Origin of the sequence: Caulobacter sp. UNC358MFTsu5.1 (assembly GCF_000712075.1) — a bacterium.
Lineage (GTDB): Bacteria > Pseudomonadota > Alphaproteobacteria > Caulobacterales > Caulobacteraceae > Caulobacter.
In genome coordinates, this window is the sequence record NZ_JONW01000008.1 from 25,618 (window position 1) to 37,615 (window position 11,998).

At 71.2% G+C, this 11,998-nt stretch carries 10 protein-coding genes; 8 read left to right on the plus strand and 2 right to left on the minus strand.

The window, feature by feature from the left end; genetic code table 11:
- Positions 1–3: 3 nt before the first annotated feature.
- Both BR39_RS0115140 and BR39_RS0115145 read left to right on the plus strand, forming a co-directional pair.
- Positions 4–1,644, plus strand: coding sequence for an alpha-L-fucosidase (locus BR39_RS0115140; protein ID WP_029913546.1), 1,641 nt, complete (start codon positions 4–6; stop codon positions 1,642–1,644).
- Between the two features lie 189 nt (positions 1,645–1,833).
- Positions 1,834–2,595: an SDR family NAD(P)-dependent oxidoreductase gene (locus BR39_RS0115145; protein ID WP_029913549.1), complete on the plus strand. Its 762-nt coding sequence runs from the start codon at positions 1,834–1,836 to the stop codon at positions 2,593–2,595.
- A gap of 133 nt (positions 2,596–2,728) precedes the next feature.
- Here BR39_RS0115145 and hutC read toward each other — a convergent pair whose 3' ends face one another.
- Together hutC and BR39_RS0115155 are read right to left on the minus strand one after the other, a co-directional pair.
- Positions 2,729–3,457 carry a histidine utilization repressor gene (gene hutC / locus BR39_RS0115150; RefSeq protein WP_231499477.1) on the minus strand — a complete coding sequence of 243 codons (729 nt, stop codon included), beginning with the start codon at positions 3,455–3,457 and terminating at the stop codon, positions 2,729–2,731.
- Positions 3,454–4,947, minus strand: a complete 1,494-nt coding sequence (locus tag BR39_RS0115155; protein ID WP_081916833.1) for a formimidoylglutamate deiminase — start codon at positions 4,945–4,947, stop codon at positions 3,454–3,456. Before BR39_RS0115155 ends, hutC begins: the two co-directional genes overlap by 4 nt.
- Positions 4,948–5,034: 87 nt before the next feature.
- Here BR39_RS0115155 and hutI point away from each other — a divergent pair, with 87 nt between their 5' ends.
- The 6 genes from hutI to BR39_RS0115185 all read left to right on the plus strand — a co-directional run bounded on the left by hutI (position 5,035) and on the right by BR39_RS0115185 (position 11,840).
- A complete protein-coding gene (gene hutI, locus BR39_RS0115160) occupies positions 5,035–6,246 on the plus strand; it encodes an imidazolonepropionase (RefSeq protein ID WP_029913559.1) in 1,212 nt (403 codons plus the stop codon).
- Positions 6,243–7,778, plus strand: coding sequence for a histidine ammonia-lyase (hutH, locus tag BR39_RS0115165; RefSeq protein WP_029913561.1), 1,536 nt, complete (start codon positions 6,243–6,245; stop codon positions 7,776–7,778). Before hutI ends, hutH begins: the two co-directional genes overlap by 4 nt.
- A gap of 130 nt (positions 7,779–7,908) precedes the next feature.
- On the plus strand, positions 7,909–8,736 hold the full coding sequence (hutG, locus tag BR39_RS0115170; protein WP_029913564.1) for an N-formylglutamate deformylase: 828 nt from the start codon (positions 7,909–7,911) through the stop codon (positions 8,734–8,736).
- An 8-nt stretch (positions 8,737–8,744) separates the two neighbouring features.
- A complete protein-coding gene (gene hutU, locus BR39_RS0115175) occupies positions 8,745–10,409 on the plus strand; it encodes a urocanate hydratase (RefSeq protein WP_029913567.1) in 1,665 nt (554 codons plus the stop codon).
- A gap of 38 nt (positions 10,410–10,447) precedes the next feature.
- Positions 10,448–11,032, plus strand: a complete 585-nt coding sequence (locus BR39_RS0115180) for a HutD family protein (protein WP_029913572.1) — start codon at positions 10,448–10,450, stop codon at positions 11,030–11,032.
- A gap of 145 nt (positions 11,033–11,177) precedes the next feature.
- Positions 11,178–11,840, plus strand: a complete 663-nt coding sequence (locus BR39_RS0115185; protein WP_029913575.1) for a M23 family metallopeptidase — start codon at positions 11,178–11,180, stop codon at positions 11,838–11,840.
- The last annotated feature ends 158 nt before the right edge of the window (positions 11,841–11,998 follow it).

The window sequence follows — 11,998 nt, forward strand, 5'->3', positions numbered from 1 at the left end:
GGCATGAGCCTCAATCGCCGCGACCTTCTGAACCTCGGCGCCGGCCTGGCCGCCGCCTCGGCCCAATCCACTCTGGGGGGGCCTGCTTTCGCCGCTTCGAAGCGGGGCTTCCAGCCCAGCTGGGAGTCCCTGGCCGACGGCTACAAGACCCCCGACTGGTTCCGCGACGCCAAGCTGGGCATCTGGTCGCACTGGGGTCCGCAATGCGTGCCCGAGTTCGGCGACTGGTACGGCCGCCAGATGTACCAGCAGGGCAACCCGTTCTACCAGCACCACGTCAAGACGTACGGGCACCCGACGACGTTCGGCTTCATGGAGTTCATCCCGCGCTGGAAGGCCGACCGTTGGGACCCGGAAGGCCTGATGCGCAAATACAAGGCCGCTGGCGCCAAGTACTTCATGTCGATGGCCAACCACCACGACAACCTCGACATGTTCGACAGCCGCCACCATGCCTGGAACACCCTGCGCGTGGGTCCGGGGCGGGACATCGTCGGGACGTGGGAGAAGGTCGCCCGCCAGCACGGCCTGCGCTTCGGCGTCTCCAACCACTCGGCCCACGCCTGGCACTGGTGGCAGACCGCCTACGGCTACGACGCCGAAGGCCCGCTGAAGGGCCGGCGCTACGACGCCTTCCAGCTGACCAAGGCCGACGGCAAGGGCAAGTGGTGGCAGGGCCTGGACCCGCAGGACCTCTATACCGGCCGCAACATGGTGATCCCCGACGGGATCGACAGCATCGCCGCCGCCAACGCCTGGCACGACAAGCACGACGGCGAGTGGCTGGAGACCCCACCGCCGAACAACCCGGCCTTCACGGCGAACTGGCTGGCGCGCCAGAACGACCTGGTCGACCGCTACAAGCCCGACATGGTCTATTTCGACAACTACGGCCTGCCGCTGGGCCAGGCGGGGCTGTCGGCCACGGCCCACTACTACAACCGGGCCCGCGCCTGGCGCGGCGCGTCGGACGTGGTCGTCACCGGCAAGAAGCTCAGCCCCCTGCAGCGCCGGGGCATCGTCGAGGATGTCGAGCGCGGCTTTTCCGACCGCCTGCGGCCCGAGCCCTGGCAGACCGACACCTGCATCGGCAACTGGCACTACGACCGCGCCCTCTACGACCGCGACGGCTACAAGAGCGCCCAGGACGTGATCCAGCGGCTGATCGACGTGGTCAGCAAGAACGGCTGCCTGATGCTCTCCATCCCCCAGCGCGGCGACGGCACGATCGACGACAAGGAGGAGAAGGTGCTGGAGGGCATGGCCGGCTGGATCGCCGTCAACGGTCCGGCCATCTACGGCTCGCGCCCCTGGCGGATCTTCGGCGAGGGCCCGACCAAGCTGGTCGAGGGCATGCAGAACGAAGGCGCGGCCAAGCCGTTCGAGGCGGCCGACATCCGGTTCGTCACCAAGGGCGGGGATCTGTATGCGCTGCCGATGGCCTGGCCGTCAGGCGAGCTGGTGATCGAGAGCCTGGCGACGAGCGGGCAGACGAGTGGGGGCGAGGTTCGGCGGGTGGAGCTGCTGGGCTCGCCCGAGCCGCTGGCGTTCAAGCGGGACGGCAAGGGGTTGCGGGTTGAGATACCGAGCGCGCGGCCGGCTTTCACGCCGGTTCTGAGAATCTCCGGACCTGGGTTGGTCTGAACACTTGCCCCCTACGGACCGCTGCGCGGTCGTCTTCCCCCGGAGGGGGAAGAGCCTCGCGCCTTAGGCTCCGCCCCCTACGGGGGCGGACAGACCGCGTAGCGGTCAGGTGGGGGCAAGCGGGTGAGCCGCTGCGCATTGACGCCCCTTACGGCAGTTCCCCAGACTGCCGAAAAAGGAAGCGCCCCCATGACCTCCCTCGCCGGCCGCACCGTCCTGATCACCGGCGCCTCCTCGGGCATCGGCGCCGCCCTGGCCCGGGCCGCCGCCAAGGCCGGGGCCGAGGTGGCCGCCGCCGCCCGCCGGGCCGACAAGCTGGAAGCCCTGGTCGCCGAGATCGCCGCCGCCGGCGGGACGGCCCGGGCCTTCGCCATGGACGTCGAGGACGAGGCCTCGGTGATCGCCGCCTACGACGCCGTCGAGGCCGCCTTCGGCGCGCCGGACTCGGTGATCGCCAACGCCGGGATCAACATGGAGGGCCTGGCCCTCGATATCGCCATCGAGGACTTCGACAAGGTGATGGCGGTCAACACCCGAGGCGTCTTCCTGACCGCCCGCGAAGGCGCCCGGCGGATGATCAAGGCCGGCAGCCCGGCCAGCGAGCGCGGCCGCATCGTGCTGGTGGCCTCGATCGGCGCCCACAAGGTGCTGCCGGGTCTCACCGCCTATGTCGCCTCGAAGGCCGCCACGGCCCACATGGGCAAGAGCCTGGCCCGCGAGTGGGCGCGCAAGGGGATCAACGTCAACGTCCTGTGCCCCGGCTATATCCGGACCGAGATCAACGACGACTGGTTCGACAGCGAAGGCGGCCAAAAGCTGGTGGCGGGCTTCCCGAGGAAGCGGCTGATGGAGACGAGCGACCTGGAGGCCATGGCGCTGTATCTCTCGAGCGATGCGGCCAGAGCCGTGACCGGCTCGGTGTTCACGGTGGACGACGGGCAGTCCCTCTAAACTCCGCTCATCCCGGCGAATGCCGGGACCCAGATCCCATGGCTGAGCGGATGACTGAAAGGGCTCGGCGTTCTTGGCGTCAGCCTCAGAGCTATTCCATCTGGGTCCCGGCATTCGCCGGGATGAGCGGAATTCAGGTCCGCGCCGGCCCGAACCGCGCCACCAGGTCGTACGCCTCGCCCGGGAACAGCTGGCGCACCCAGGTCACCGGCTCGCCGGCCCGCCAGGTGCGGCGCTCGACCGCCAGCAGGGCCGCGCCTTCGTCCAGCGCCAGCAGGCGGGCGACGTCGGCCTCGGCGCCGACGGCGCTGATCCGGTTCTCGGCCTCGGTCCACGGCACGTGGTGCAGCAGCCAGGCCCCGGGCGCCTCCTCGGCGAAATCCTGCTCGGCGGCCTCGGGCACGGCGACCAGGCTGATCAGCCGGTCCTCCAGGGCGAAGGGTCGATCGCCCGCCACATGCAGGCCGCGCAGCACCAGCAGTTCGCCGCCCGCGGCCAGGGCGACCTCCTCGACATCGCCCGCCTTGGGTTTGCGCCGCTTCCGCTCCAGCAGGTCGAAGCGATAGGTCTCGCCCCGCGCCACGATCTCGGCCTGGATGTCGGGGATGTCGAGCACGGTGGAGTGCACGCGCGGCCGGGCCACGAACGAGCCGGCGCGGCGGCGGCGGACGATCAGCCCCTCCTTGGCCAGGGTCGACATGGCCTTGTTGACCGTCATCCGCGAGCAGCCGAACTGGCTCATCAGCTCGATCTCGGAGGGGATCTTGCGGCCCGGCGCCCAGGCGCCCGAGCGGATCAGGTCCTCGATCTCGCCCCGGATGCGCCGATACAGCGTCCCCCCTTCCACGCCCGGATCACTCAAGCCAGCACGCTCCTCAACGCCGTCGCGTAGCGCGCCAGGATCGCCTCGCGCGCATGGTGGCGGCCGCCGCTGACGACCTGGCGGCCGCCGCGCCAGACGCCGTCGATGGCCCCGTGTCGCCCGGCGAACACCCAGCTGTCCAGCAGGGCGTCGCCGTCGCGGCCGATCATCGCCGGATGGGCGCGGTCCAGGGTCACGAAGTCGGCGGAACGCCCGCGCCGCAGGCCGCCGGCCACGCCCAGGGCCTGGGCGCCGCCGTTCACCGCCGCGCGGAACAGGTCGCCGCCCGTCGAGCTCCTGGGCGCCTTGGCCAGCACGTTGCGGGCCCGCCGCGTCAGGCGCTGGGCGTATTCCAGGGTGCGCAGCTCCTCGGCCGCGTCGATCAGCACGTTGCTGTCCGAGCCGATCCCGAACGCCCCGCCGGCCGCCAGGTAGTCGTGGGCCGGGAAGACGCCGTCGCCCAGATTGGCCTCGGTGATCGGGCACAGGCCGGCCACCGCGCCGCTCTTGGCCAGGCGCTCGGTCTCCATGGCGTTCAGGTGGGTGGCGTGGACCAGGCACCAGCGCTTGTCGACGGGCGCGTTGTTCATCAGCCAGCGTACCGGCCGCGCGCCGGTGGCGGCCAGGCAGTCGTCGACCTCCTGGGTCTGCTCGGCGATGTGGATGTGGATCGGGTTGGCGCCGGCCAGGGGGAGGATCGCGGTCAGCTCCTCGCCCGTGACCGCCCGCAGGCTGTGCGGCGCGATCCCGACCACCGCGTCGGGCAGGCCGGCCACCGCCGCGCGGCTGGCTTCGATCAGCCGGCCGTAGCCGTCGACATCGTGGATGAACCGCCGCTGGCCCTCGCCGGGCGCGACGCCGCCGAAGCCGGCATGGGCGTAGAACACAGGCAGCAGGGTCAGGCCGATCCCCGTCTCGTCCGCCGCCGCCGCGATCCGCCCCGCCATCTCGGCGGGGTCGGCGTAGGGCGAACCGTCCTTGTCGTGGTGCAGGTAGTGGAACTCGCCCACCCGGGTCGAGCCGGTCTCCAGCATCTCGAGATAGGCCAGGGCGGCGATGGCCTGGACCTCGTCGGGACCCAGCCGGTCGACGAAGCGGTACATCAGCTCGCGCCAGGTCCAGAAGCTGTCGCCGGTGGGTCCCCGCGTCTCGGTCAGGCCGGCCATGGCGCGCTGGAAGGCGTGGCTGTGCAGGTTGGGCAGGCCGGGCAGGCACGGGCCGTGGGCCGTCTCGCCGGACTGGCGGGCCACGTCGGTGTCGACCCGGCTGATCATGCCCTCGCTGATCGTGAACCGCACGTCCCTGGCCCAGCCGTCGGCCAGCAGGGCCTGCTCGAACCACAGGGTCTGGGGTCCGGTTGCCGGCGCGCCCTGGGACGGGCGCTCGGGCGTCGGCTCAGGCGCGGGCGCCGCCGCCACCTCTTCAGGCGGCGTGTAGATGGGAGCGTCGTCGTCGTGGTCGGCTTCCGGCGGAAACGCGTCGTCGGTCACTGGACAATCCTCGTGTCGAGCGAATATGTCTATACATATTGAAGCCGACGGCAAGAGACCGGACCGGCGTTCGGGAGACCCCAGCCCATGCGCTGCGATCGGGTGTGGAGCAAGGCCCGCCTGGCCACTTTCGCCGTCGATCGTTCCGGAATCGGCGCGATCGAGGACGGCGTCGTGGCCGCGCGGGGCGGCCGCATCGTCTATGCCGGCCCCGCCGCCGACGCCCCCACCTTCGAGGCGCGCGAGACGATCGACTGCGCCAGCCGTTGGATCACCCCGGGCCTGATCGACCCCCACACCCACCTGGTGTTCGGCGGCGACCGCGCCCACGAGTTCGAGCTGCGGCTGGCCGGGGCGTCGTACGAGGCGATCGCCCGGGCCGGCGGCGGCATCGTCTCGACCATGAAGGCCACCCGCGCCGCCTCGCGCGCCGACCTCGTGGCCGCCGCCCTGCCCCGCCTGGACGCCCTGATCGCCGAGGGCCTGACCACCCTTGAGATCAAGTCCGGCTACGGCCTGTCGCTGGACGACGAGTTGAAGAGCCTGCGCGCCGCCCGCGCCCTGGCCGACGTCCGCGACGTGTCGGTGACCACCACCTTCCTGGGCGCCCACGCCTTGCCCCCCGAATTCGCCGGCGATCCCGACGGCTATGTCGACCTGGTCTGCCGCGAGATGATCCCCGCCGTCGCCGCCGAGGGCCTGGCCGATGCGGTAGACGCGTTCTGCGAGGGCATCGGCTTCACGCCCGCCCAGACCCGCCGGGTGTTCGAGGCGGCCCACGCCCACGGCCTGCCGGTCAAGCTGCACGCCGAGCAGCTGTCGAACCTGAACGGCGCGGCCCTGGCCGCCGAGTTCGGGGCGCTGTCGGCCGATCACCTGGAGCATCTGGACGCCGCCGGGATCGCCGCCATGGCCAAGGCCGGGACCGTCGCCGTCCTGCTGCCCGGCGCCTTCTACTTCGTGCGCGAGACCAGGCTTCCGCCCATCGAGGCCCTGCGCGCCGCCGGCGTGCCGATGGCCCTGGCCACCGACTGCAACCCCGGCACCTCGCCCCTGACCAGCCTGCTGCTGACGATGAACATGGCCGCCACCCTGTTCCGGATGACCGTCGACGAGTGCCTGGCCGGCGTCACGCGCGAGGCCGCGCGGGCGATCGGCCGCCTCGAAAGCGTCGGCACGCTGGAGGTCGGCAAGGCCTGCGACCTGGCCGTCTGGGACATCGAGCGTCCCGCCGAACTTGTCTACCGCATGGGGTTCAATCCGCTCCATGCGCGCGTCTGGAAGGGTGAAATCGCGTGACCGAAGTCGTTCTCAACCCCGGTGAAGTCAGCCTCGCCGACTGGAAGGCCGTCTACCGCGGCGCGCCCGCGCGGCTACATCCCAGCGCCGCTCCGGTGATCGCCGAGAGCGCGGCGGCGGTCGAGCGCATCCTGGCCAAGGGCGCGCCGGTCTACGGGATCAACACCGGCTTCGGGAAGCTGGCCAGCGTGCGCATCGGCGACGCCGATCTGGAGACGCTCCAGCGCAACATCGTCCTGTCCCACGCCGCCGGCACGGGCGCGCCGTCGCCGGTCCCGGTGATCCGGCTGATGATGGCCCTGAAGCTGGCCAGCCTGGCGCAAGGCGCCTCGGGCGTGCGGCCGGCGACGACCGACCTGCTGGAAGCGATGCTCGTGAAGGGCCTGACGCCGGTCGTGCCGTGCCAGGGCTCGGTCGGCGCCTCGGGCGACCTGGCGCCGCTGTCGCACATGGCCGCGACCATGATCGGGGTCGGCGAGATCTCCGTCGGCGGCCAACGCCTGCCCGCCGTCCAGGCCCTGATGGAAGCGGGTCTGAAGCCCCTGACCCTGGGTCCGAAGGAAGGCCTGGCCCTGCTGAACGGCACCCAGTTCTCGACCGCCAACGCCCTGGCCGCCCTGTTCGACGCCGAGCGGCTGTTCCAGTCGGCCCTGGTCACCGGCGCCCTGGCGACCGAGGCGGCCAAGGGTTCGGACACGCCCTTCGATCCGCGCATCCACGTCCTGCGCCGCCAGCCCGGCCAGATCGAGACCGCCGCCGCCCTGCGGGCCCTGATGGCGAACTCGGCGATCCGCGACTCCCACCGCGAGGGCGACGCCCGGGTGCAGGACCCCTACTGCCTGCGCTGCCAGCCCCAGGTGATGGGCGCGGCCCTGGACGTGCTGCGCCAAGCGGCCGTCACCTTGGCGACCGAGGCCAACGGCGTCTCCGACAACCCGCTGATCTTCCCCGACACGGACGAGGCCCTGTCGGGCGGCAACTTCCACGCCGAGCCGGTGGCCTTCGCGGCCGACATGATCGCCCTGGCGGTCTGCGAGATCGGCTCGATCGCCGAGCGCCGCATCGCCATGCTGGTCGATCCGGCCTGCTCGGGCCTGCCGGCCTTCCTGACGCCCAAGCCCGGCCTGAACTCCGGCTTCATGATCCCCCAGGTCACCGCCGCCGCCCTGGTGTCGGAGAACAAGCAGAAGGCCTATCCGGCCAGCGTCGACTCCATCCCGACCTCGGCCAACCAGGAGGACCACGTCTCGATGGCCGCCCACGGCGCGCGGCGCCTGCTGGCCATGGTCGAGGCGGCCGAGGCGGTGATCGGCATCGAGCTGCTGGCGGCCGTGCAGGGCTGCGACTTCCACGCGCCCCTGACGTCGAGCCCGGCCCTGGAAGCCGCGCGCGGCGTGTTGCGCGCCCAGGTCCCGCACCTGTCGGACGACCGCCACTTCCATCCGGACATGGAGGCCGCCAACGCGCTGGTCCGGTCAGGGGCGGTGATCGCGGCGGCTTCGGCGATCGACCTGCCGGGGGTGGAGGGATGAGCTCTGCCCCAAACCGTTGTCATCCCGGAAGCCCCGCAGGAGCTGTCCGGGACCCAGGAGACTGGGCGAATGCGGTGCGGTTCACCTGGGTCCCGGCTCTACGCTTCGCTTCGGCCGGGATGACAACCTCATGAGTGCGTTGAGCCCGACCGACTGGCTCCACCTCACCCGGGGCGAGGCCCCGCTGGTCGTCAGCATCCCGCACGCCGGGACCATCATCCCGTCCGACGTCGAGGCTCGCCTGGTCTCGCCGTGGCTGGCCCGCAAGGACGCCGACTGGTGGCTGGGCGAGCTCTACGCCTTCGCCGACGGCCTGGACGCCACGGTGGTGCGCACCGGCGTCTCGCGCACGGTGATCGACGTCAATCGCGACCCGTCGGGCGTGTCGCTGTATCCCGGCCAGGCGACCACCAGCCTCTGCCCGATCGACACCTTCGACGGCGAGCCGCTGTACCAGGCCGGCCAGGAGCCCGACGCGGCCGAGATCGCCCGGCGGCGCGTGACCTTCTTCGATCCCTATCACGACGCGCTGGAGGCCGAGCTGGACCGTCTGCTCGCGCGCCACGGCAAGGTGGTGCTGTACGACGCCCACTCGATCCGCTCGCGCGCGCCCCGGCTGTTCGACGGCGAGCTGCCGCAGTTCAACATCGGCACGAACAGCGGCGCGGCGTGCGATCCCGGCCTGACCGCCCGGGTCGAGGCGGCGTGCGCCGCCACCGGCCTGCCGCGCGTCACCAACGGCCGGTTCAAGGGCGGCTGGATCACCCGCCATTACGGCCGGCCGGACCACGGCGTCCACGCCGTCCAGATGGAACTGGCCTGCCGCGGCTACATCGACGAGCCGGCGGCGCTGACCGCCGAGACTTGGCCCACGCCCTACGCCGCCGCCCGCGCCGCCCCGCTGCGCGCCGCCCTCTCCGACGTGCTGAAGGCCTGCCTCGCCTTCGCCCAAGCCTGAGTCCCTGCATGACCCGTCTCGACAACACCCGCGTCATCCGCCCCGCCACCGGGACCGAGCTCACCGCCAAGTCCTGGCTGACCGAAGCCCCGCTGCGGATGCTGATGAACAACCTGCATCCCGACGTCGCCGAGCGGCCCGAGGAGCTGGTGGTTTACGGCGGCATCGGCCGCGCCGCCCGCGACTGGGAGAGCTACGACAAGATCGTCGAGACCCTGCGCCGGCTGGAGGACGACCAGACCCTGCTGGTCCAGTCGGGCAAGCCGGTGGGCGTGTTCCGCACCCACCCCGACGCGCCCCGCGTGCTGATCGCCAACTCCAACCTGGTGCCGCGCTGGGCGACCTGGGAGCACTTCAACGAGCTCGATCGCAAGGGCCTGGCCATGTACGGCCAGATGACCGCCGGCTCGTGGATCTATATCGGCGCCCAGGGCATCGTTCAGGGCACCTACGAGACCTTCGTCGAGATGGGCCGCCAGCACTACGCCGGCGACCTCTCGGGCAGGTGGCTGCTGACGGCCGGCCTCGGGGGCATGGGCGGGGCCCAACCGCTGGCGGCGGTGATGGCCGGGGCCTCGTGCCTGGCCATCGAGTGCCAGCCCTCGCGGATCGAGATGCGCCTGCGCACCGGCTATCTGGACCGCTCGACCGACAGCGTCGACCAGGCCCTGGCCTGGATCGAAGAGTCCCGCGCCGCCAAGACCCCGATCTCGGTGGGCCTGCTGGGCAACGCCGCCGAGTTGCTGCCGGCGCTGTTCGAGCGTGGCGTCCGCCCCGACCTGCTGACCGACCAGACCAGCGCCCACGACCCGATCAACGGCTACCTGCCGGCGGGCTGGACGCTGGAGCAGTGGGCGACCGCCAAGGAGCGCGACCCGGCCTCGGTCAACAAGGCCGCCCGCGCCTCGATGGCGGTGCACGTGAAGGCCATGCTCGACTTCCAGGCCGCCGGCGTGCCCACGGTCGACTATGGCAACAACATCCGCCAGATGGCGCTGGAGGAAGGCGTCGAGAACGCCTTCGACTTCCCCGGCTTCGTGCCGGCCTATATCCGCCCGCTGTTCTGCCGGGGGATCGGGCCGTTCCGCTGGGCGGCGCTGTCGGGCGATCCGGAGGACATCCGCAAGACCGACGCCAAGGTCAAGGAACTGATCCCCGACAATCCTCACCTGCACCACTGGCTGGACATGGCCGCCGAGAAGATCAAGTTCCAGGGCCTGCCGGCCCGCATCTGCTGGGTGGGCCTGGGCGATCGCCACCGGCTGGGCCTGGCCTTCAACGAAATGGTCGCCTCGGGCGAGTTGAAGGCTCCCGTGGTGATCGGCCGCGACCACCTGGACAGCGGCTCGGTCGCCTCGCCCAACCGCGAGACCGAGGGGATGATGGACGGGTCGGACGCGGTGTCGGACTGGCCGCTGCTGAACGCCCTGCTCAACACAGCCTCGGGCGCCACCTGGGTGTCGCTGCACCACGGCGGCGGGGTGGGCATGGGCTTCTCGCAGCACGCCGGCATGGTCATCGTCTGCGACGGCACCGAGGCGGCGGCCAAGCGGATCGAGCGCGTGCTGTGGAACGACCCGGCCAGCGGCGTCATGCGCCACGCCGACGCGGGCTACGAGATCGCCAGGGACTGTGCGCGGGAGCACGGGCTGGACCTGCCGGGGATTTTGTAAGCCATACTCCCCCTTCCTCCGCTCATCGGATCAATTAGATGCGCGTCCTGAGAGCCGCCGACCGGATCGCCACGCCGTGGAAGAACGGCGGCGGCGTCACGCGCGAGGTGGCCGCCTGGCCGCCGGGCGCCGACCTGGGCGGCTTCGAGTGGCGGATCAGCCTGGCCGAGATCGCCGCCGACGGGCCGTTCTCGATCTTCCCGGGCGTCGACCGGGTGCTGACGGTGATCCAGGGCGAGGGCCTGCTGCTGACGGTCGACGACCGCATGCTGGCCCTGGACGCCGCCTCCCCGCCCCTGGACTTCCCCGGCGAGGCGCGGGTCGCCGCCCGCCTGACCCACGGCCCGATCAGCGACCTGAACGTGATGGTGCGACGGGGCGCCTGGCGGGCGCGGACCCGGCGGCTGACGGTGACCGGGGCCAGCGACGTGGCGGCCAAGGCCCGTGTGACGCTGGTCCTGGCCCTGGACCCCTTACGCATCGTGAGGCCCGGCGGCGCGATCGACCTGTCGCCGCTGGATGCGGTCGTGCTGGAGCACGGCCACTCGCGCCTGAGCCTGGAAGGCCGAGGCCGAACATTGATCTGCGAGATCACGGTCGATCCCGAGCACATCCAACAGTAAAGCTTGGAATAGATCCCGGTATAGGCGAATGCGCGCGCGACCTCGCGCCGCACTGAGTTCGCCACGTCTTTGCCTTATCTGATCGTTAACCGGGCCAACGCTCAACGCTCCGAAACGATCCCCAAAACAAATCCAGGAAGATTTCATGCACGCATCGACAGCGAAGAAACTCGCCCCTCTGGCGCGCGGCGCGCTGGGTCTGGCCCTGGTCTTCGCTCCGATGATGGTGGCGGCGATGGAGAATCCGCACAACGCCCCGCACGCCACGCCGGCCGTGCAGCGCCTGCTGGCCGACCTGGCCGCCAAGCCGCAGAAGCCGGTCCGCAAGGAGCTGGTCTGGAGCGGTTCGGACATCGACGGCGACGGCGCGCCCGACTTCGCCAACCCGACCGGCGGCGCCCCGCGCGGCCACGACGAGTTCGGCGACGGCCGGTTCGGCGCCCGCCGCGACGGTGGCTCGCGCGACCACGAGGGCGTCGACTACGTGGCCAAGGCCGGCCAGGACGTGATGGCCCCGATCTCCGGCTACGTGACCAAGATCGGCTACGCCTACGCCGGGTCCAGCGACCTGAAGTTCGTCGAGATCAGCAACCCGGCCCTCGGCTACATCGCCCGCGCCTTCTACGTGACCCCCGGCGTCGAGGTCGGCCAGGCCGTGCGCCTGGGCGAGGTGATCGGCACGGACCAGAGCCTGCAGAAGCACTATCCGGGCATCACCAACCACGTGCACCTGGAGGTGATGGAGCCGGGCGGCGAGCGGGTGAACGCGGCCGAGCTGATCGTGAAGAAGCTGGTGGTGGAGGCCTAAGCCTCGGCGGCGAACACTTGCCCCCTACGGGTCGCTTCGCGACCGTCTTCCCCCAGAGGGGGAAGAGCCTCGACCGCCGACGCCGCGCCAAAGGCTCCGCCCCCTACGGGGGCGGACAGACCGCGAAGCGGTCAGGTGGGGGCAAGTCAGTGAGCCAC